The organism is Sphingomonas sp. (genome assembly GCF_036388215.1).
Classification (GTDB): Bacteria; Pseudomonadota; Alphaproteobacteria; order Sphingomonadales; family Sphingomonadaceae; genus Sphingomonas.
This window is the reverse complement of the sequence record NZ_DASVSH010000031.1, coordinates 1-17,990: the sequence shown is the minus strand read 5'-3', so window position 1 is coordinate 17,990 and position 17,990 is coordinate 1. Positions and strand designations below refer to the sequence as shown.

General features: G+C 64.1%; 25 protein-coding genes and 1 other RNA gene. 15 read left to right on the top strand and 11 right to left on the bottom strand.

What is annotated here, in order from left to right; genetic code table 11:
- Window positions 1-29: 29 nt before the first annotated feature.
- Window positions 30-980 (bottom strand): RluA family pseudouridine synthase, encoded by a 951-nt coding sequence (locus VF617_RS12540; protein ID WP_331015237.1) that lies wholly within the window; start codon window positions 978-980, stop codon window positions 30-32.
- Between the two features lie 12 nt (window positions 981-992).
- Between VF617_RS12540 and VF617_RS12535 the strand changes: the two genes are divergently transcribed.
- The 4 genes from VF617_RS12535 (at window position 993) to VF617_RS12520 (ending at window position 2,799) form a co-directional block, all read left to right on the top strand.
- Window positions 993-1,397 (top strand): M67 family metallopeptidase, encoded by a 405-nt coding sequence (locus VF617_RS12535; protein WP_331015236.1) that lies wholly within the window; start codon window positions 993-995, stop codon window positions 1,395-1,397.
- Window positions 1,398-1,442: 45 nt separating this feature from the next.
- Entirely contained in the window at window positions 1,443-1,865 is a 423-nt protein-coding gene (locus tag VF617_RS12530; RefSeq protein ID WP_331015235.1) for a hypothetical protein, read from the top strand.
- A 79-nt stretch (window positions 1,866-1,944) separates the two neighbouring features.
- Window positions 1,945-2,091, top strand: coding sequence for a lmo0937 family membrane protein (locus tag VF617_RS12525; RefSeq protein ID WP_331015234.1), 147 nt, complete (start codon window positions 1,945-1,947; stop codon window positions 2,089-2,091).
- Between the two features lie 63 nt (window positions 2,092-2,154).
- Window positions 2,155-2,799 carry a histidine phosphotransferase family protein gene (locus tag VF617_RS12520; protein WP_331015233.1) on the top strand — a complete coding sequence of 215 codons (645 nt, stop codon included), beginning with the start codon at window positions 2,155-2,157 and terminating at the stop codon, window positions 2,797-2,799.
- Here the strand turns inward: VF617_RS12520 and VF617_RS12515 are convergent.
- Window positions 2,786-3,703, bottom strand: a complete 918-nt coding sequence (locus VF617_RS12515; RefSeq protein WP_331015232.1) for a cobaltochelatase CobT-related protein — start codon at window positions 3,701-3,703, stop codon at window positions 2,786-2,788. The genes VF617_RS12520 and VF617_RS12515 overlap by 14 nt on opposite strands.
- Before the next feature lie 117 nt (window positions 3,704-3,820).
- Here VF617_RS12515 and VF617_RS12510 point away from each other — a divergent pair, with 117 nt between their 5' ends.
- The 9 genes from VF617_RS12510 (at window position 3,821) to VF617_RS12470 (ending at window position 11,235) form a co-directional block, all read left to right on the top strand.
- Window positions 3,821-6,148, top strand: coding sequence for a chemotaxis protein CheA (locus tag VF617_RS12510; RefSeq protein WP_331015231.1), 2,328 nt, complete (start codon window positions 3,821-3,823; stop codon window positions 6,146-6,148).
- A complete protein-coding gene (locus VF617_RS12505; RefSeq protein WP_331015230.1) occupies window positions 6,148-6,573 on the top strand; it encodes a chemotaxis protein CheW in 426 nt (141 codons plus the stop codon). The genes VF617_RS12510 and VF617_RS12505 overlap by 1 nt, the downstream gene beginning before the upstream one ends.
- 80 nt (window positions 6,574-6,653) lie before the next feature.
- Window positions 6,654-7,019 carry a response regulator gene (locus tag VF617_RS12500; protein ID WP_331015229.1) on the top strand — a complete coding sequence of 122 codons (366 nt, stop codon included), beginning with the start codon at window positions 6,654-6,656 and terminating at the stop codon, window positions 7,017-7,019.
- 21 nt (window positions 7,020-7,040) lie between these two features.
- Window positions 7,041-8,096, top strand: coding sequence for a chemotaxis-specific protein-glutamate methyltransferase CheB (gene cheB / locus VF617_RS12495; protein ID WP_331015228.1), 1,056 nt, complete (start codon window positions 7,041-7,043; stop codon window positions 8,094-8,096).
- Between the two features lie 35 nt (window positions 8,097-8,131).
- Window positions 8,132-8,959: a protein-glutamate O-methyltransferase CheR gene (locus tag VF617_RS12490; protein ID WP_331015531.1), complete on the top strand. Its 828-nt coding sequence runs from the start codon at window positions 8,132-8,134 to the stop codon at window positions 8,957-8,959.
- 25 nt (window positions 8,960-8,984) lie between these two features.
- Window positions 8,985-9,689, top strand: coding sequence for an N-acetylmuramoyl-L-alanine amidase (locus VF617_RS12485; RefSeq protein WP_331015227.1), 705 nt, complete (start codon window positions 8,985-8,987; stop codon window positions 9,687-9,689).
- On the top strand, window positions 9,689-10,057 hold the full coding sequence (locus VF617_RS12480) for a hypothetical protein (protein ID WP_331015226.1): 369 nt from the start codon (window positions 9,689-9,691) through the stop codon (window positions 10,055-10,057). The genes VF617_RS12485 and VF617_RS12480 overlap by 1 nt, the downstream gene beginning before the upstream one ends.
- 44 nt (window positions 10,058-10,101) lie before the next feature.
- Window positions 10,102-10,510: RNase P RNA component class A (gene rnpB / locus VF617_RS12475), an RNA gene on the top strand.
- 182 nt (window positions 10,511-10,692) lie between these two features.
- Window positions 10,693-11,235 (top strand): J domain-containing protein, encoded by a 543-nt coding sequence (locus VF617_RS12470; RefSeq protein WP_331015225.1) that lies wholly within the window; start codon window positions 10,693-10,695, stop codon window positions 11,233-11,235.
- On the opposite strand, the gene VF617_RS12465 is transcribed toward VF617_RS12470, so the two are convergent.
- From VF617_RS12465 to pspA, 8 genes are all read right to left on the bottom strand, one after another.
- Window positions 11,232-11,636 (bottom strand): SufE family protein, encoded by a 405-nt coding sequence (locus VF617_RS12465; protein WP_331015224.1) that lies wholly within the window; start codon window positions 11,634-11,636, stop codon window positions 11,232-11,234. The two genes, VF617_RS12470 and VF617_RS12465, sit on opposite strands and share 4 nt — an antisense overlap.
- Window positions 11,637-11,690: 54 nt before the next feature.
- The gene (locus VF617_RS12460; protein WP_331015223.1) at window positions 11,691-12,683 is read right to left on the bottom strand and encodes a hypothetical protein; all 993 of its coding nucleotides are present in this window, start codon (window positions 12,681-12,683) and stop codon (window positions 11,691-11,693) included.
- Between the two features lie 71 nt (window positions 12,684-12,754).
- Entirely contained in the window at window positions 12,755-12,946 is a 192-nt protein-coding gene (locus tag VF617_RS12455) for a hypothetical protein (RefSeq protein WP_331015530.1), read from the bottom strand.
- Between the two features lie 85 nt (window positions 12,947-13,031).
- Window positions 13,032-13,301 (bottom strand): hypothetical protein, encoded by a 270-nt coding sequence (locus tag VF617_RS12450; RefSeq protein ID WP_331015222.1) that lies wholly within the window; start codon window positions 13,299-13,301, stop codon window positions 13,032-13,034.
- Window positions 13,302-13,500: 199 nt separating this feature from the next.
- The gene (locus VF617_RS12445) at window positions 13,501-13,764 is read right to left on the bottom strand and encodes a hypothetical protein (protein ID WP_331015221.1); all 264 of its coding nucleotides are present in this window, start codon (window positions 13,762-13,764) and stop codon (window positions 13,501-13,503) included.
- Window positions 13,765-13,780: 16 nt separating this feature from the next.
- Window positions 13,781-14,155, bottom strand: a complete 375-nt coding sequence (pspC, locus tag VF617_RS12440; protein WP_331015220.1) for an envelope stress response membrane protein PspC — start codon at window positions 14,153-14,155, stop codon at window positions 13,781-13,783.
- 1 nt (window position 14,156) lies between these two features.
- Window positions 14,157-14,423, bottom strand: a complete 267-nt coding sequence (gene pspB, locus VF617_RS12435; RefSeq protein ID WP_331015219.1) for an envelope stress response membrane protein PspB — start codon at window positions 14,421-14,423, stop codon at window positions 14,157-14,159.
- Between the two features lie 4 nt (window positions 14,424-14,427).
- Complete coding sequence (pspA, locus tag VF617_RS12430) at window positions 14,428-15,096, bottom strand: phage shock protein PspA (RefSeq protein ID WP_331015218.1); 669 nt, start codon at window positions 15,094-15,096, stop codon at window positions 14,428-14,430.
- Between the two features lie 397 nt (window positions 15,097-15,493).
- Here pspA and pspF point away from each other — a divergent pair, with 397 nt between their 5' ends.
- Window positions 15,494-16,519 (top strand): phage shock protein operon transcriptional activator, encoded by a 1,026-nt coding sequence (pspF, locus tag VF617_RS12425; RefSeq protein ID WP_331015217.1) that lies wholly within the window; start codon window positions 15,494-15,496, stop codon window positions 16,517-16,519.
- 42 nt (window positions 16,520-16,561) lie between these two features.
- Here the strand turns inward: pspF and VF617_RS12420 are convergent, their stop codons facing one another.
- Window positions 16,562-17,128, bottom strand: coding sequence for a urate hydroxylase PuuD (locus VF617_RS12420; protein ID WP_331015216.1), 567 nt, complete (start codon window positions 17,126-17,128; stop codon window positions 16,562-16,564).
- A 191-nt stretch (window positions 17,129-17,319) separates the two neighbouring features.
- Here VF617_RS12420 and VF617_RS12415 point away from each other — a divergent pair, with 191 nt between their 5' ends.
- Window positions 17,320-17,943 (top strand): superoxide dismutase, encoded by a 624-nt coding sequence (locus VF617_RS12415; protein ID WP_331015215.1) that lies wholly within the window; start codon window positions 17,320-17,322, stop codon window positions 17,941-17,943.
- Window positions 17,944-17,990: the final 47 nt, after the last annotated feature.

The following is a 17,990-nucleotide window of genomic DNA, read 5'->3' as shown; positions in this document are numbered from 1 at the left end:
CGGTGGTCAGAAAACCGATGCGCCGAAAATCATACGATGAGGTTAGCGTACAGTTCCTGCATATCCGCAGGCATTTCGCTATCGAACGCCAAAGCGTTACTATTGATGGGGTGAATGAACCCCAGATGGGCGGCATGCAAGGCCTGGCGCCGGAAATTCAAGGTTTCCAGAAGCGCGCGATGCTTGCCGGGGCTCCCATAAACCGGGTCCCCCAATAGCGGATGGCCGATTGATGTCATGTGAACGCGGACCTGGTGGGTGCGTCCGGTTTCCAGGCGGCATTCGACAAGATCCGCATGCCGAAGTTCGCACAGGCGGCGCCAATGCGTGATTGCGTGGCGACCGGTTCCCTCTCGAACGACGGCAATCTTCTTCCGATTGTTGGGCGAGCGCGCGAGCGACGCATTCACTGTCCCCGTCGGCGTTTTGACATTGCCGTTGACGATCGCCTTGTAGCGGCGGTCGATGGTGTGCGCCTTAAACTGCCGGGCGAGGCCGACATGGGCGGGATCGGTCTTCGCCGCGACCATCAGCCCTGACGTGTCCTTGTCGATCCGGTGGACGATCCCCGGGCGTGCGACGCCGCCGATGCCCGAGAGCTGCCCGGCGCAATGGTGCAGCAACGCGTTGACCAGAGTACCGTCCAGATTGCCGGCGGCGGGATGCACGACGAGACCGGCGGGCTTGTCGATCACGATGAGATGCTCGTCCTCGAACACGATTTTCAGCGCGATATCCTGCGCTTCGTTGTGCGCGGGCGTCGGATCGGGGATCTCGAGGGTGAACAGCGCACCACCGGCGGCCTTGCGGGCGGGATCGCGGACCAGTCCATCCGGTCCCGTGACCTGTCCGGTGGAGATCAGCGCCTTGATCCGCTCGCGCGACAAGGTGGGCAGGGCATCCGCCAGCGCGCGATCGAGACGCCAGCCACCGGCTGTGTCCGCGATGCGCGCTTCGACGATGGAAACCCCCCGGCTCATTAGGCTAGTGAGATGGCGATGCGGGTAAGAATTTCAAGGTGTGTTATCGAAGCAATTCAGCGCGCGGCCGCAGAGGCGGAGCCGCGCGAGGCTTGCGGACTGTTGTTCGGTGCGGACGGCCAAATCGCGGAAATGCAAGTGACGGAAAATGTGTCGGAAAATCCCGATCGCGAATTCGAGATCGACCCGCTCGCATTGTTCGCGGCGCTGAAGGCGGAGCGGGCAGGGGGGCAGAAGATTGCCGGGTATTGGCACTCCCACCCGAGCGGCGACGCAACGCCGTCCGCCACCGACGCCGCGATGGCCGCCCCCGATGGCAAGTTGTGGCTGATCATCGCCGGTGACGACGCCCGGCTGTGGCGGGCAACGGGCGGGAGCGCTTTCAACCCGGTCGCGATGGCAGTCGATCTGGTTTGAATTCGGCCCGCTTCGTGGCAGAAGCTGCCGGGGGAGAGGACAGCCATGCACTTAGCCAGGCGGATTGTAGGTGGGCGGATCGCGGCGACGGTCCTGCTGCTGGCATTGGCCCTTCATCCGGCTTCCGCTCTGCCTCAATCGATGACGGAAAGCGCCGATAATCACATCACGGTGACCGGGCGGCTCCGCAAGGTCGGCATCAATTACGCGCTTCGCGGCCGTCAATTGAAGGTTTGCGTGGCGCGGCGGCGGGGCGAGGATGCGGAAGCGGTCCGGCTGATGTGCAGGATCCTGCGGGCCTGCGCGCTGAAGGGTTACCACAGAGAAAAGGTCGCGCAACAGTGCGTCAGCGCCACGCTAGACGAACTGGAGAAAATCTACCCTGGGGCCGACACGCCCGACGCGGCGATCGCGGCGGCGGTGCGGCCCCCAGATGAGAACCCGTCGAAGGCGAAGCGACCGGAATGAGGCGCGGATAGGGCGCACGCCTCGCATGGAACGTTTCGCTTCCGGCCCCGTTGGCGACTCATCAACAGGGAGAGTAGCCATGCTTTGGACCATCGCCGTCATACTTCTCGTGCTCTGGCTGCTGGGCTTCACGCTCAACGTGGCGGGCGGGCTGATCCACATCCTGCTTGTAGTCGCGCTAATCGTAGGCCTGATCCAGTTGTTCAGCGGCCGCAAAGTCGTCTAGCCGCGCCTTGCAGCATCCAGCGTGGTGCGCCAATAGGTGCGCGACACGCTGGAGTGCACCCATTTGAACATTTCGCCGACCGACTTCGCCAGCCTGCTCTGCTCGCGGCTTTGCCATGACCTGCTCAGCCCCGTTGGCGCGCTCAACAATGGCCTGGAACTGCTCGCCGACGAGCATGATCCGGAAATGCGCGCGCGCTGCCTGGAACTGCTCAGCGAAAGCGCCAAGGCTTCGGCCAACAAGCTGAAATTCTTCAGGCTTGCTTTCGGCGCCGCGGGTGGCTTCGGCGAAACCGTCGATACGCGCGAAGCCGCGGCGGCGATCGACGGCCTGTTCGGCGAGAACCATCGCGTGAATGTCGGCTGGATGGTTGAAGATCCGGTGCTTCCCAAACAGGCGATCAAGGTGCTGCTCAACCTGGCGCTGATCGGGGGCGACGCGCTGGTCCGGGGCGGCGATCTGGCGATCGGCGCGGAGATCGTGGACGGAAATATAGAGATCGTCGTGCGCGCGGACGGCCCGCGGATCGTGCTCGACCCCGAGCTGCGCAGCGCGCTGGCGGGCGGCAAGGACGACCTGCCTATCACGCCGCGCGCGGCGGCGGCGTATCTGGCGCATGCGCTGGTCACGCAGGGCGGCGGCGTGCTGCAGGTGAGCCCGCCGGATGCGGAAGTGTTGCTGTTTGGGGCGAGCTTTAGAGTCGGCTAGGAGTCTGGCGATTGCTCATGAGATCGGCGAACAGAAGTGTGAGGGCGGCGGGCAAAGTATCGACATCACCTTCGCGCGAATACGGATAAATCCGGTCCACGGCATACCCGATGCCCAACGCGCCAAGCGTCATTATGCCGCCATTTTGAATTTGCGAAATGGCTCGGAGCATATCTCGCCAGAGATAGGACGGTCCGTTTTCCATTAACGTGGAATCGTCGACCGGTGCGCCGTCTGACATCACTATCAGCAGCTTATGTGCGTGCGGCAACGCCGCTAGGCGGCTTGCTGCCCAATCCAGCGCTTCGCCATCGATGTTCTCGCGCAAAAGATCAGGGTGGAGCATTGCGCGCTTTGACTGTTCCAACCACTCCGTTTCGCCGGCGGACTTATAGATCACGTGCAGCAGGGCACACAGGCGGCCGGGCCGCCTTGGCCGACCGGATCGGAGCCATTTGTCGCGTGCGAAGCCTCCTCTCCACCCAGCGGTGGAAAACCCAAGAACTTCGGTGCTAGCGCCAGCTGCGGCTAGCGCGGATTGCACCGCAGATACTGAAGCAGCGACGGCACAAATCGGCTTCCCTTTCATCGAGCCCGATTGATCAATCAAGAAGGTGACCGCGAAACTCGCGGCATCACTTCCCAGAACCGCGCGGATCGCATCGTTCGTTGGGATCTGATCTGTAATGAAGTGGCTGGCTTGATCTTGCGCCTTCTGCCAGGCCACGCCCTGCTCATCGCACCATTCGCGCCGATCAGGGCTGATCGAGCGCAATTTTTCAGGAATATCGAGCGCTGCCAGTTCCACGTCGTAAGCGCGTGTGAAGATTCGATAAGGCTCTTCAGGCGCCCCGTCCTTGGCCGGGCGGCGCTTGAGTCCCAATAGTGTGCGCCAATCGATCATAGGCCCTCAAGCAGCCATGCACGGCATGATACCCAGAGTACGGTGCGAACACCAAGGCTAACCCGCCCTTAACCCTCTATCCCGCAGAACGTCCGGGCAAATTTGCTTCGGGGCCGCATGGACGATCTGCTTCAGGAATTCATTGCCGAGACGCGCGAGACGCTTGAGGCGCTTTCGGGCGAGATCGTGGCGTGGGAAGCGCATCCTGACGACAAGGGCCGGCTCGATGCGATCTTCCGGTTCGTTCACACCGTTAAGGGAAGCTGCGGCTTTCTCGATCTGCCCCGGCTCGCGCGGCTGAGCCACGCGGCCGAAGATGTGCTCGACCAAGTGCGCAGGGGCGAGCGCGTGCCCGATGTCGGGCTGGTCAACGCAGTGCTGGCGGTGGTCGATCGGATCGGCGTGATCGTGGAGGCGATCGATTCGGGCGACAGCCTGGACGATAGCGGCGAAGACCTGCTGATTGCGGCCCTGGCCGAAGGCACCGATACAGTGGCGGCCACGCCGGTGGGCGGGGCGCAACGCGCGCCGGCGCGCAGCGTTCGGCTGAGCGTCGACCTGCTCGATCGGATGATGTCGGGCATGTCGGACATGGTGCTCGCACGCAACGAGCTCGCCCGGCATGTGCGTGAGGGGGATATGGACCCGGCGCTGGAATCGGCGCTCGAGCGGCTTTCGCTTACCGTCGGCGAAATGCGTGACACGGTTACGCGCACGCGGATGCAGAAGATCGACGCCCTGTTCTCCGCGCTGCCGCGCATGGTGCGCGATACGGCGGCCGGGCTGGGCAAGTCGGTCACGCTGCACGTCGAGGGATCGGACGTCGAGCTGGACCGCGAGATGATCGAGATGATGCGCGATCCGCTTGTTCATATCGTGCGCAATTCGATTGATCACGGCATTGAAGCTCCCGGCGAACGACGCAAGGCGGGCAAGCGCGAAAATGGGCGGCTGATCGTCTCGGCGCGTCAATCGGGCAACCAGATCATCATCGAGATTGCGGACGACGGCCGCGGCATCGACACCGAGCGGCTGATCGCCAAGCGTGTGCAGAGCGGCGGCGACGAGCGCGAGCTTCGGGCGCTGCCCGAACGCGCCAAGCTCGACCTGGTTTTCGAGCCAGGCCTTTCGAGCAAGGACGAAGTTACCGAGATTTCGGGGCGCGGCGTGGGCATGGACGTGGTCCGCGCGGCGATCGAGCAGATCGGCGGACGTGTCGAGCTGGACAACAATCCAGGCAAGGGCCTGCGGATCGCGATCCATGTGCCGCTGACCCTGTCGATCATCTCCGCGATCGTCATCGGCGCAGGGGGGCAGCGCTTCGCGGTGCCGCGCCAGGCGATCGAGGAGATCGTCACGGATTGCGGCGAGGCGATCCGCATCGACACGATCGGCGGCGCGCTGATGCTCACTCTTCGCGGGCGGCGGATGCCGATGCTCAACCTGTGCAGCGTGCTGGGGCTGGAGCGCGCGCAGCTGGATGGGAGGCGGATGATCGCGATCGTCAGCGTGCCCGAGGGAAGCTACGCATTGGGCGCCGACACCGTTTTCGACACCGAAGAACTCGTGATCAAGCCGGCATCGCCCGCCGTAATGGCGTGCGGAACCTATGCCGGGCAGACGCTGCCCGATTCGGGGCTGCCCATGCTGCTGCTCGATTGCGCGGGCCTGGCCAGCGTCGCCGGACTGGATTTTGGCAACGGCGGGCACAAGTCGTTCGACGACGAAGAAGCCGAAGCGGCGGTGAAGGGCATTCCAGCCTTGTTGTTCCGAGACCTGGACGGGGTGCGGCGCGCAGTGCCGGTGGTCGCGGTCGACCGCATCGAGCAGATCGACGCCGCCAACGTCCGCTTTGCCGCGGGGCGACTGCGGCTCGCGATCGACGGCCGCATCATTCCGCTCGCCGCGTGCGCAGAGCTGGGTGGGCGCGAGAGGCTGAACGTGATGCGGCTGAAGGACGGCGCCAACGAAGTCAGTTACGCGATCGAGGAAGCGATCGATATCGTGATGCTCCCTGATGACATAACGCCGGCGCGGGAAGCCGGGCCGATTTCCGGCGTAGTGCTGTTCGAGGGCGAACAGATCGAATTGCTCGATATCCTGTGGGTGTTCGACGCACATTCCGATCGCGATGGCGAGAATGACGAAGTTCGCCCGATATGCCTTATCGCGGGCGACGAAGATGGCTGGATCGCCTCCTTCGTCCGTCCCTTGCTCGAAACATCCGGTTACCGCGTCGCCTTCAAGCTCGCACCGGGCGAATCCGCATCCGTCGTTCTCTCATCCGACGATGCCTCGCTCGCGCCTGCCGAGGCCGCGCCGGTGGTGCGCCTACGCCGCCGGCGCGTTGCCGCGGGAACCGCGGATGACAGCGTCTATCGCTACGACCGCGCCGGACTCCTCTCCGCGCTGGAGGCCAAGATGGCCGGAAAGGCCGGCCGCTGATGGCGCACCTCTATCTCATCGCCAGGATCGCCGGCCGCTCAGTTGCGATCGATTCGGATCAGGTCGAATCGGTGGTCGATATCGGGAAGGTCACGCCGGTGCCGCGCGCGAGCCAGCATGTGCGCGGGCTCGCGGCGCTCAGGAGCAAGGTGGTGACGGTAATCGACACTCAATCCGCTCTGGGGGTCGCCGGGACCAGCGAAGCGCGGCGCGCGGTGATCACGCGGGTCGAGGGGCATCATTATGCGATGCTTGTCGATGGCCTGGACGATGTGGCTCCGTTCGAGCTTCAGCCGCTGGCCGGCGGAGTTTCGCTGGATGCCGCCTGGAGCGTCGCGGGCCGCGGCGTGGTGTCGCGCGATGGCGAGCCGATCCTTGCGATCGATCTCGCCAGCCTAGTGCCGAGCCAGGCGGCGATAAACTAATTTCCGAGATTAACGCGAAGCTTACGTCTTGCGATGCACAGTGAAAGTCCAGGCACCTGGCTTACGGGGAACAGGGTAAAATGAAGACTTGTCTCGTCGTTGACGACTCCAAGGTGATCCGCAAGGTCGCCCGGCATATCCTCGAAACGCTCGACTTCGAAGTGCGCGAGGCCGGCGACGGCCGCGAGGCGCTCGACAGTTGTCTTGAGACCCCGCCCGACGTGATCCTGCTCGACTGGAACATGCCTGTGATGAGCGGAATGGATTTCCTGCGCGCGCTGAAGGATTCAGGGCTGCCGGTGCGGCCCAAGGTGGTGTTTTGCACCACCGAGAACGGCATGGCCTATATTCGCGCCGCGATCGAAGCGGGCGCCGACGACTATGTGATGAAGCCGTTCGATCGCGAAACGCTCGAAAGCAAGCTGCAGATCGTCGGCGTCGCCTGAGCTTCGGCTGAGGGATAAGCGATGTCGCGCACCAATCTCGCCAACCACGCCGCTCCGCCATCGCGCGTGCTGATCATCGATGATTCGGTGGTCGCGCGATCGGTGCTGGGCAGGATGGTGGAGGGCACGCGGCGCTTCGCGGTGGCCGGGGCGTTCAGCGACGCGCGCGCGGCGCTGAGCTGGCTCGCCAAGAATCGCGTCGATGTGATCCTGCTGGATATCGAAATGCCCGGTATCGACGGGCTCACCGCGCTTCCCGACCTGTTGATCGCCAGCGAGGGCGCCAAGGTGCTGATCGTTTCCTCTTCGGCCGATGAAGGCGCGGGCGTGAGCGTTCAGGCATTGGCGCTGGGCGCGGCGGACACGCTGGTGAAACCGAGCATCGGCGCATTCGGCGGGCGCTTTGCGGAAGTGCTCGAGGAGCGGCTGTCGAGGCTGTTCGAGACCCCAGCAGACACGCACCGTTCCCCCAGCGGCTATGGCCCGGTGGCCGCGCCGCGCGATTTCGATCTGGTCGCGATCGGAGCCTCGACCGGCGGCATTCACGCGCTAAGCCAGTTTCTCCGGGCGATCCCGACCAGCTTCCAGAAACCCATCCTGGTCACCCAGCATTTACCGGCGACGTTCATGAGCTATTTCGCCGCGCAACTGGCGGTGCTCGGCGGGCGGCCTTGCCAAGTAGCGACCGACAGCATGCGCATTCGTCCGGGCCGGATCATCGTCGCGCCCGGCGACGCGCACATGCGGGTCGTGCGCACTTCCGGCGGCGCGGCGATCCGGCTGACGCGCGAAAAGGCCGCGAGCGGCTGCATGCCGTCTGTCGATCCGATGTTCGAGACCATCGCCCAGGTATATGGCAAGCGAGCGCTTGGCGTCGTGCTGAGCGGCATGGGGCGCGATGGATGCGACGGCGCGGGGAACATGATCGACGCGGGCGCGCGGGTACTGGTCCAGGACCAGGCGACTTCGGTCGTGTGGGGGATGCCCGGCGCGATCGCCAATGCCGGCCGGGCCAGCGCCGTGCTGCCGCCGGACGAAATCGGCCGCCTGGTCGCGGGTCGGGGAGGCGGGGCATGATCCCGCCGGCCCAGTCTCCCGCGTCGCCAGGCGCTATGAACATGATCACGGCCCTTCTCGAGCAGCGCGCGGGCCAGCAGATCGCTGCCAATCGCGCGTGGCGAATCGAGACGGCGCTGAAGCCGATCCTGCGTGAGCGCGGACTGGCGAGCCTCGACGAACTGGTGGCGCAACTGGTGGCCGCGAGGACGGGGGAGCTGGGAGACCAGGTGGTGGATGCATTGCTCAATCAGGAAACGAGCTTCTTCCGCGATGCCGCGGTGCTCGAAGCGGTGGGCGCGGCGGCGCGCGAAATGCAGATTGAAGCCGGAGCCCGCCGGCTGCGCGTTTGGTCCGCCGGATGCTCTACCGGGCAGGAACCGCTGAGCCTGACGATGCTCTTTTCGGAGGCGGCATCGGCCGAGGGGGAGGCAGTCCCGGAAATCATAGCGACCGACATTTCGCCGGCCGCGCTGACGCGCGCCCGAGCCGGCAAGTTCTCCCAATTCGAAATCCAGCGCGGGCTTCCCGTCCGGCGCATGATGACCTGGTTCGACACGATCGGCGGCGACTGGGCAGCCAAGCCCGAACTGCTTCGCCGCGTGCAGTTTCGCCAGCAGAACCTCACCGCGGATCCCGCGCCTCCCGGCAAGTTCGACATCATATTGTGCCGCAACGTGCTGCTCTATTTCTCGCACAGCATGCGGCGCCGGGTGTTCGACACGCTCTCCACCGCGATCCGCCCGGGCGGGCTATTGGTGCTCGGCGCGGGCGAGACCGTAATCGGCCAGACCGAGCATTTCACGCCAAGCGAGGCCTATCGCGGCTTCTATCGCGCGGCGATCCCTTCGCTGCTTACCTCGCGGACCGCGGCGGCGGGTTGATCGCGGCCCCCAAGCGGCCATAACTATGCGGGTGAGCGATCTTTCGATCATCGACGCGCCGTCTCCGAATTTCAACGAGCGCAAGCTGCCGGTGAGCATGATCGTGCTCCACTATACCGGCATGGAAACCGCCCGGGCCGCGATCGACCGGCTGCGCGACCCCACTGCCGAAGTCTCCGCGCATTATGTGGTCGATGAAGACGGCACGATCCTGCGCCTGGTGGATGAGAGCAAGCGCGCCTGGCATGCGGGCCGCGCGCATTGGCGCGGGATAAAGGACGTGAATTCTGCCTCGATTGGGATCGAGATCGTCAACCCCGGCCACGAGCATGGCTATCGTAATTTCACCGATGCGCAGATGAGCTCGGTGGTTCCACTCGTCGCAGAGATCAAGGCGCGGCACGGCATCACGCGGGGCAATGTGGTAGGCCATTCGGACGTAGCCCCGGCGCGCAAACAGGACCCGGGGGAGTTGTTCAATTGGCACGCCTTGGCCCGACTGCGGCTGGCGCTGCCCCGCCCGACGAAGAATTTGATCGATCCGGGCTGGCCCGATGCCGGGTTCATGCTGGCGCTGGAGCGGTTCGGATATGACGTGGAGGACCGGCGGGCGGCGGTGGTCGCGTTCCAGCGGCGCTTCCGGCCCGAGATGATCGATGGCGAGATCGACGGAGAGTGCCGGTGCCTGTTGCTGGCATTGCTGCTGCCCAGGCCGCAGGGGGATGATTGATGGAATTCACCCCGATGGAATTGGCGGCGCTGCGCTCGATTTTCTCCGAGACGCCCGAACACGCGGCAGCGCTCGAACGGCAGATCGCTGTCGCCATCGTGACCGCGCGCGAAAATACAGGTGGCGGCTTCTATACCGACATCGCCGTCCCCGACAGGGTGCCCCTCGTTGAGGGTCACTGGACGCCGGGAGAGCAGACCCTGGCTTGCATCGACGGCTTCCCGGATCCGATTCATTTCATCTTGTCCCTGGAAGAGGGAAAAGTGCGTCTTCTGGAAGGCTATACGTTTGGCAGCGGGAGCACTGCGGCGTTCGACCTCGCAAACCTCAGATTTAAGGTGACTAGGTCTTCCATGCGCGCGAGCTAGATGCGGGACTTACATTTGCCGCAGACTGGGCTACAGCGTTCCCGCCAGAGGGTTGGGCGGCCGCGGGTGCGCAAGCACGCGAGGAAAGTCCGGGCTCCACGGAAAAACGGTGCCGGGTAACGCCCGGCGGGCCAGAGAGCGATTTTTGGCCCAGGGAAAGTGCCACAGAGAGCAGACCGCTCACTGGTTCCCAAGTCTTCGGACGGCGGGACTAAGAGCAAGGGTGAAAGGGTGCGGCAAGAGCGCACCGCGCGACTGGCAACAGAAGCGGCATGGTAAACCCCACCGGGAGCAAGACCGAATAGGGACGGCACATGAGGTTTTCCGCCTCGTCGTCCGGGTTGGTTGCTTGAGGGGCGGAGCAATCCGCCTCCTAGAGGAATGGCCGCACATCGCCGCTCAGGGAGACTTGGGAAGCGAGGACAGAACCCGGCTTATAGACCCTCTGGCATTTTTCTTCTCATTCCCCCACCCTGCAAGGGAGGGGTTAAGGGTGGGTATGGCGCGTCAGCGCCAATTCGGCAGAGCGCTCGCTTCGCTCGCAACCCACCCCCAGCCCCTCCCTTCCACGGAGGGGAGAAAGAAGAGCGCGACGGCTAGCCTTTAGGCCCCCGCGCCCCTATCTGCCCCATCCTATGGCGCGCTCGACACGTAACACCGACTGGGGTTTCCCGCGCTGGCGCGCTTATGGGGCTGAGCGTGAGGCCGTGGCTGTGCGCCTGTGCGACCGGCATGGCTGCAGCGAACCCGGCGACCGGCCCGCGCCCAAATCGCCGAACAGCCCCGAGCGCTGGTATTTCTGCGAGAACCACGCGGGCGAATACAATCGCAACTGGAATTATTTCGAAGGCCTGACCGCGGAGGAAGCGGCGCAGCGCGAAGCCGAGGAGCGGCGCGATGCGGGCGGCTTCGCGGAGAGCAAGCACAATAGCTGGGCCGGCCCCGGCGACGGCACGCGCTCACGCGACGAAATGCGCGCGCTCGACTTGCTCGAACTCGAAGTGGACGCCGATTTCGAAACCGTGCGGCTGGCGTGGCGGCGATTGGCCAAGGCGAATCATCCCGATCTCAAGCCCGGCGATGCGGACGCGGCCAGGCGCTTCCAGGCGATCCAGGCGGCATATGACGTGCTTAAGTCCGCCGAGGAGGCGCGGAACTGGAAGCCGGAAGAGCGCTAAGCGTATCGGCGCGCGGTCTCGCGGATCAGCGCGATCATGTTGGGAATGCCCTGGGTCCGGTTCGAGCTGAGTTGGTTGCCCAGATCGAAGGGGGCGAGGGCGGACGCGATATCGGTGGCTAGGATATCGGCCGGGGCGCGGTCCTGGACGGTCAGCAGGACCAGGGCGATGATCCCCTTGGTGATCGCTGCGTTGGAATCCGCTAGGAAATGCAGGCGGCCGTCCTCCAGCCGGGTGGGATATACCCACACCGAGGCCGAGCAGCCGCGAACGAGGGTGGCGTCGGTCTTGAGGGCATCGGGCATTGGATCCAGCGCGCGGCCAAGATCGATCAACAGGCGATAGCGATCGTCGGTTTCGAGAAACTCATACTCATCGTGGACGCTGGAGAGGGTTCGCATCCGAGCGATATAGCGCGGGCTGCCTCGTTTCCAATCGCCAAGCGACTTCGGCGATCAATTGCCCAAGCACATCTTGAAGACGACTGCATAGGGCCCGGTTTCGAGCTCGGAAAGAGCCGTGCTTGGGGGCGCCTTGACCAGCGCATAACTGCCGTCGGCTTCCTTCTTGAAATGCGCGCGTCCAAAGGCGCCGTCCTGCATGCGCCGGCGCAGCGTCATTTCGAAAGCTCCGGCTTTCTCGATCGTATCGGGAGCGTCGGGAAAGACGACCAGCTCCCCCGCGCGGCACGGTTGGTTGAAGCTGTAGCTGGGGCCTTGCCGCAACACGAGCATGCCGCCAGTCACCCGATAAGCAATTCCGAATTCGCCGCGCGCACCCTTGGCGGCTTCGCCCGGGAGCCGACTGGCGAGGAATTCGACGGCCTCGACGCGCATCTTGGCGATTGGGACGAACGGCGCATATTCGGGCGGGACGGCGGGGCAGGCGCGCTCCCCGGTTTTCAGTCCGTAAGCCTTGCGCGCGGCGCACAGTAAATTGAGGTCGGTGATCGTCTCGCGCTGGACGGTTTCCGCCCATGCCTTGAACTGCGCGGGCTGACTGGCGGCGAACTGCTTTTCCAGCGTCGACCGCAGCGGCTCGCCCGCACTGACCGAAGCGAGGGGGATGTTAACCAGCCCCTGGCCCCACCCGGCTTGCTGGGTGAGGTCATACATGACGCGCTGGCGTGTCAGCCACTCGAGCGCGGCCTGCGCGGCATAGGTCTGGGACTGCATGTCGACCGGGCCTCCGCACGCTTCCGCCCTGGGGAGAGGGGTGTACGGCACTTCCTGGCCGGTGTCCGCCTTGGCGCGGCTGTTAGTGAAGAATGTGGCTACACCGACCGTCACGCCGAGCGCTGGCTGTTGCCAACGGCATTCGCGCGACTGGGCGGCGTAACGGCCGCTGCCGACCTCGACGGCGGTCGCATCCGCGAGGGTGACCTTCTGGGCCAATGCGGGTGACGCAAGCCCCAAGACGATCGCCGTCAGTGCCAGGATCTTCCCCATCATCCGCCCCCTTCACTTGCGCAAGCGAAGAGGTATCGGCCTGATGAAGTCCCTGCAAGTGATTACAGGGCTTACAGATCCACGCCTGCCGCGATCGCTTCGAGCTTGCGGATGCGCTCCTTGAGGTCCGCGACTTCGATGCGCGAGCCTATCGAGGGGCCGGAAGTTCCGGTCTGTGCATCGGCGGCGTGGCGCTCGATCAGTTCCTGCCGCTTGAGAGCGAGCCAGCTACGCCAGCCCGAAAGGCTCGCCGCAGTGACCATGCCGAGGCCCGAAAGGCCCGAAATGGCGAGGGTGATGTAGAGATTGGGATCGTTGGTCACGTCATTCCTCCCTGGACAGACGTTATTAGCGGTCGCGCAGCGATTCGATCTCGCGATCGAGACGCACACTGCTGGTTTCGCTGTCGGTGATTACGCGCTCGAGAACCTGGACACGCTCCTTGAGCGAGCGGACTTCGTCCCTGAGCCGGGCCTTTTCGACATCCGCTACGGGGTCGTGGCCACCGCGATAGGATTCGTTGCCCCATTTGTCCTTGTGAATGCCGTAGCGCGCCTTCAGGACGCCGCCGATCGTGGCGATCACTACGATTGCGACGACCATTTCAAACGGATTCATTGCATAAACCTCCCTTTGGCGCGCCGTGTCGGCGCTATCAGTTTTGCGGTGCCGCCTGGGCAAGCCGCTCGGCGCGGCGGCGGGGGCGATCCCGGCTTTCGGCGAGGGCAATACCTCCCCCGCACAGTGCCGTCAGCACTGCGAATACGATCAGCATTGGGTTTTCCTTGTGTTGCCGCGCCATGCGCAGCGGGGCATGTCAGTTGAGCGGCGCGTCGCGCAGCTTGTCGATTTCATCGGCGAGAGCGACCCCGCGATCGGTGATGATCCTCTCGAGGACCTGGACCCGTTGTTCGAGCCGCTCGGTCTGGGCCGCATATTGCGCGGCCTTTTCGGCGACCAATTGGGCTTCAATCTCCATCTTGCGCTGCTGCATCGCGAGCCAGGGCTTGAAGAACACGCCCCCGACGATCGCGAGTAGGCCGCAGGAAATTCCGAGAAGGGGGATCAGGATGCTGCTCATTTCTGTTCCTTCTTTCTCAGCGCAGGCTGTCGATCTCGTCGGCGAGACGCGTGTTGCGGCTCGTATAGTACATTTCGATATCCGCCAGGCGGCGATCGATGTCGCGGAACTTCGAGCGGACCTCGCTGGTGGTGCGCCGCGGATTGCTGCGCACGCCCTGCCAGAACTTCGCTTCCTCCGGGCCTTCATAGAGGCCGGCGGGCTTGTTCGGGGCCAGCCAGGCGATCAGCAGATAGCCGATGATCACGGTGCCGCTGGTCGAGAGCGCGAGGACGACCATGCCGACACGCAGCCAGATCGCTTCGATGCCGGTATAATCGGCGAGCCCGGAGCAGACGCCCATGACCTTGGAATTCTGCTTGTCCAGGTAGAACTTGGTACGGCTCGACATCTCAATTCCTCCTTGAGAGATCAAATTCCTCGTCGCGCTCGGGGCGCAGCGGGCGGAAATCGGGGTTATCGGCGGCAATGATCCGCTCGACGGTGATTAGGCGCTCTTCGAGCTGGCGGGCGACATAGTGGAGCTCGTCCAAGAGCTTCTCGTCTTCGCCCGTGATCGTCCCGGACTGCTTCCATTTGGTTACGTAATGGAAGATCAGCCAGGGCAGCCCAAGGAAGAGGATGGAGACCACGAAGATCGGGATCAGGACCTCGTCCATCTGATCAGGCCCCCTTGCCGACGCGCTTCTTCAGCGCTTCGAGTTCGGCATCGACCTTTTCGCTCGACCGCAGCTCGGCGATTTCCTCTTCGAGTGTCTTGGGGATAGCGCCCAGGCCGGCCGCTTCGGCGCGACCCTCGGCGAAATCCACTCGGCGATCGAGCACGTCGAAGCGCGAGAAGGCGTCCTGCATCTTCGATCCGTTGGTCATCTCGCGAAGCCGGGTGCGGTTGTTCGCGCTTTCCAGCCGGGCAGTGACCGAATTCTGGCGCGTGCGGGCCTCGCGCAGCTTGGTCTGGAGCTTGGTGATGTCCTCTTCCGAAGCGCGAAGCGTCTCGTCGAGCACCGAAATCTCTGCGGTCAGCTGCTCGCACATGTCGGCGGCCTTCTGCTTCTCGACCAAAGCGGCCTTGGCGAGGTCCTCGCGGCCTTTCGACAGCGCCAGTTCGGCCTTTTCGGTCCAGCTCGCCTGAAGCCCTTCGAGCTTCGAGATGTGCCGGCGCATTTCCTTCTGGTCCGCGATCGTGCGGGCCGCGGAAGCGCGGACTTCGACCAGGGTCTCCTCCATCTCGAGGATGATCATGCGGATCATCTTGGCCGGGTCTTCGGCCTTGTCGAGCAGATCGGTGACGTTCGCGGCGATGATGTCGCGGGTTCGAGAGAAGATACCCATAATCAATACTCCTTCGGGGATGGGGTTGCCGGGAGGGCCTAGGGGGACACCCTCCCGGCTGTGCCGCTCGCCGGGGCAGGCGAGCGGTAGACTGCTTTAGGCGACCAGCGGCGCCGAAACCGTGCCGGCGAGCAGCAGGACGCTGCTTATCAGGGCGAAGGAGACGGCGAAGAGGGCGCTGCGGAAGTTGTTGGCGGTGTAAGTCATGATGAGTTCCCTGAACCTCGGCCCACTTGGGCTTGTTTTCGTTGGCCCGTTGATCGAGCTTGCCTGATACTCAGCATAAGCCGTGCCAGTTTGCGAAAATCGCGGTTTTTCGCCGTTTTAACCGTTCATCAGACGTTCAGCCGCATTTTACGGCTTGCCAATGTTTGGGAAAATTCGCCAAGGGTTCGGTATGGAACGGACAATTCACGTTATCGGGCAGTCGCCACCTTTTCTTGAGGCGCTTGAGCGCGCGAGCCGGGCCGCCGCGCTCGATCGCCCGGTGTTGGTCATCGGCGAGCGGGGAACGGGCAAGGAACTCGTCGCCGAGCGGCTGCATCGCCTCTCCCCGCGCTGGGACCAGCCGATGGTGGTGATGAACTGCGCCGCCTTGCCCGAGACGCTGATCGAGGCCGAATTGTTCGGGCACGAAGCTGGCGCGTTCACCGGCGCGACCAAGGCGCGGACGGGGCGCTTCGAGGAAGCCCATCGAGGGACGCTGTTCCTCGATGAGCTTGGCACGCTTTCGATGGGTGCGCAGGAAAGGCTGCTGCGCGCCGTGGAATATGGCGAGATTCACCGGATCGGGTCGCCGCGCCCGGTGCAGGTGGATGTCCGCATCGTCGCGGCTACCAACGAGCATCTGCCCGATCGCGTCGAGAAGGGCAGTTTCCGCCCCGATCTGCTCGACCGGCTGAGTTTCGAAGTTGTGACCCTGCCGCCGCTGAGGCACCGCAAGGGCGACGTGCGGGTGCTTGCCGATTTCTATGGCCGGCGCATGGCTTCCGAGATCGGGATGGACGACTGGCCCGGCTGGGGCCCGAATGCGCTGGACGCGCTCGAGCATTACGAATGGCCGGGCAATGTGCGCGAGCTGCGCAACGTAGTCGAGCGCGCGGTGTATCGATGGGAGCATTCCGGCCCGGTGGACGCGATCGAGATCGACCCGTTCCAGTCGCCCTTCCGTCCGCGGGGGGGGACGGGGAGCCCTGCGCCCGTGGCGACCGCCGCGGCGGAACAGTCGCCCGCGCCGCTTCCCGGGGTGGACAGCGGCAGCGACTTCAAGACGCGAGTGAACCGCTTCGAGCGCGAGCTGCTGTCGCGCGCGCTGGCCGAGCACCGCTTCAACCAGCGCTCGACCGCCGAGGCGCTGGGACTGAGCTATGACCAGTTGCGGCATGCGCTGAAGCGGCATGAGCTGCTGGGGGCGGGGGGCTGACCTCCCGTCTCCCCTCCCTTGAAAGGGAGGGGAGAAGAAGGATCAATGCATATTGGTCATCGCCAGCAGCATCGGGATCGACAGCATGACGTTGAAGCGCGAGGCCATCATCGCGGTCTTGCCGGCCTTGGCCTTGGTGGCGTCGTCGGCTTCGACCAGGCCCAGCGCCTTCTTCTGGTTTGGCCAGATCACGAACCAGACATTCGCGGCCATGATCAGCGCCAGCCACATGCCCACGCCGATGAGCTGATAGCCGGCCTGGAAGGTCAGGCCCTCGTGCAGTTCGTCATAGAGCCAGGCGAGGATCGCGCCGGTGATCACGGTGAGCAAGGCGGACCAGCGGAAGTAGAACAATGCCTTGGGCGCGATATGCTTGGTGACGCCGGGCTTATGCTCGGCGGGGATCAAGGGCATCGTCGGGATCTGGACGAAGTTGAAATAATAAAGCAGCCCGATCCAGATTATTCCGAAAAATACGTGGAGCCACTGGAAGATGTGATTGGCGTCGAGCGTCACGTAATCGGTGTAGAAGGGCGACAGCAGGATGCCGATCGCGAGGACGAATCCTACCGCGAGCACCGCGTGCAGATTGCCGAAAAACTTGTCCATGAAATGCTCCCCTGACTGACTGGCCGGCCAGCTGCCCCGCTGGCTTGATCACGCACTCTATGATCGCTTTTCCGCTTTGTCACACGCAATGAAATTTGTGGGACCGACAGTCTGATTGCGATTAGGCGGGGGGCCGCAAGCCTGGCGGGTGCGTTGGGCTTGGCAAGTCCAATTCCCAGGAGTGCCCACGCATGGCTTTCGAACTTCCCCCGCTCCCTTACGACAAGGGCGCGCTGGCGCCGCACATGTCCGCCGAGACGCTCGAATTTCATCATGGCAAGCATCACAAGGCCTATGTCGACAAAACCAATGGCTTCGTCGTGGACAAGGGACTCGAGGGCCGCAAGCTGAGCGAAGTGATCGCGCACGCCAAGGAAACCGGCGACCGCGGCCTATTCAATAACAGCGCGCAGATCTGGAACCACAGCTTCTTCTGGCAATGCCTCACCCCCACTCAGGCCGCGCCCAGCGGCAAGCTGGCCGACCTGATTACCTCCGAATTCGGCAGCGCCGACGAACTGGTGAAGAAGATCGTGGCGGAATCGACCGCGCACTTCTCGAATGGCTGGGGCTGGCTGGTGCTCGACGGCGGCAAGCTCAAGGTGACCTCGCTGCACGATGCCGACACGCCGGTGGCGCATGAGGGCATGCAGCCGCTGCTCACGATCGATGTGTGGGAGCATGCTTATTACATTGATTACCGCAACTCGCGGCCGGGCTATCTGGAGGCGGTGACGGCGAATTTGATCAACTGGGAGTTCGTCGCGCGCAATCTGGATGGCGCGGGGGTCAGTCGGGCGGATCAGGAGGGGTAACTCCCTCTCCCTTTGGGAGAGGGCAGGGGCCCGCCGCGTAGCGGTGG

What these genes read in the sequence shown, in the direction of transcription:
- VF617_RS12510 (WP_331015231.1), top strand. Translation starts at nt 3,821, where the DNA reads ATGGACGATCTGCTTCAGGAATTCATTGCCGAGACGCGCGAGACGCTT.
- VF617_RS12420 (WP_331015216.1), bottom strand. Translation starts at nt 17,128, where the DNA reads ATGGACAAGTTTTTCGGCAATCTGCACGCGGTGCTCGCGGTAGGATTC.
- VF617_RS12470 (WP_331015225.1), top strand. Translation starts at nt 10,693, where the DNA reads ATGGCGCGCTCGACACGTAACACCGACTGGGGTTTCCCGCGCTGGCGC.
- VF617_RS12445 (WP_331015221.1), bottom strand. Translation starts at nt 13,764, where the DNA reads ATGAGCAGCATCCTGATCCCCCTTCTCGGAATTTCCTGCGGCCTACTC.
- cheB (WP_331015228.1), top strand. Translation starts at nt 7,041, where the DNA reads ATGTCGCGCACCAATCTCGCCAACCACGCCGCTCCGCCATCGCGCGTG.
- VF617_RS12490 (WP_331015531.1), top strand. Translation starts at nt 8,132, where the DNA reads ATGAACATGATCACGGCCCTTCTCGAGCAGCGCGCGGGCCAGCAGATC.
- VF617_RS12460 (WP_331015223.1), bottom strand. Translation starts at nt 12,683, where the DNA reads ATGGGGAAGATCCTGGCACTGACGGCGATCGTCTTGGGGCTTGCGTCA.
- VF617_RS12540 (WP_331015237.1), bottom strand. Translation starts at nt 980, where the DNA reads ATGAGCCGGGGGGTTTCCATCGTCGAAGCGCGCATCGCGGACACAGCC.
- pspA (WP_331015218.1), bottom strand. Translation starts at nt 15,096, where the DNA reads ATGGGTATCTTCTCTCGAACCCGCGACATCATCGCCGCGAACGTCACC.
- VF617_RS12485 (WP_331015227.1), top strand. Translation starts at nt 8,985, where the DNA reads ATGCGGGTGAGCGATCTTTCGATCATCGACGCGCCGTCTCCGAATTTC.
- VF617_RS12515 (WP_331015232.1), bottom strand. Translation starts at nt 3,703, where the DNA reads ATGATCGATTGGCGCACACTATTGGGACTCAAGCGCCGCCCGGCCAAG.
- VF617_RS12465 (WP_331015224.1), bottom strand. Translation starts at nt 11,636, where the DNA reads ATGCGAACCCTCTCCAGCGTCCACGATGAGTATGAGTTTCTCGAAACC.
- pspB (WP_331015219.1), bottom strand. Translation starts at nt 14,423, where the DNA reads ATGGACGAGGTCCTGATCCCGATCTTCGTGGTCTCCATCCTCTTCCTT.
- VF617_RS12530 (WP_331015235.1), top strand. Translation starts at nt 1,443, where the DNA reads ATGCACTTAGCCAGGCGGATTGTAGGTGGGCGGATCGCGGCGACGGTC.
- VF617_RS12480 (WP_331015226.1), top strand. Translation starts at nt 9,689, where the DNA reads ATGGAATTCACCCCGATGGAATTGGCGGCGCTGCGCTCGATTTTCTCC.
- VF617_RS12450 (WP_331015222.1), bottom strand. Translation starts at nt 13,301, where the DNA reads ATGAATCCGTTTGAAATGGTCGTCGCAATCGTAGTGATCGCCACGATC.
- VF617_RS12535 (WP_331015236.1), top strand. Translation starts at nt 993, where the DNA reads ATGGCGATGCGGGTAAGAATTTCAAGGTGTGTTATCGAAGCAATTCAG.
- VF617_RS12505 (WP_331015230.1), top strand. Translation starts at nt 6,148, where the DNA reads ATGGCGCACCTCTATCTCATCGCCAGGATCGCCGGCCGCTCAGTTGCG.
- VF617_RS12525 (WP_331015234.1), top strand. Translation starts at nt 1,945, where the DNA reads ATGCTTTGGACCATCGCCGTCATACTTCTCGTGCTCTGGCTGCTGGGC.
- VF617_RS12500 (WP_331015229.1), top strand. Translation starts at nt 6,654, where the DNA reads ATGAAGACTTGTCTCGTCGTTGACGACTCCAAGGTGATCCGCAAGGTC.
- VF617_RS12455 (WP_331015530.1), bottom strand. Translation starts at nt 12,946, where the DNA reads ATGGTCACTGCGGCGAGCCTTTCGGGCTGGCGTAGCTGGCTCGCTCTC.
- pspC (WP_331015220.1), bottom strand. Translation starts at nt 14,155, where the DNA reads ATGTCGAGCCGTACCAAGTTCTACCTGGACAAGCAGAATTCCAAGGTC.
- pspF (WP_331015217.1), top strand. Translation starts at nt 15,494, where the DNA reads ATGGAACGGACAATTCACGTTATCGGGCAGTCGCCACCTTTTCTTGAG.
- VF617_RS12415 (WP_331015215.1), top strand. Translation starts at nt 17,320, where the DNA reads ATGGCTTTCGAACTTCCCCCGCTCCCTTACGACAAGGGCGCGCTGGCG.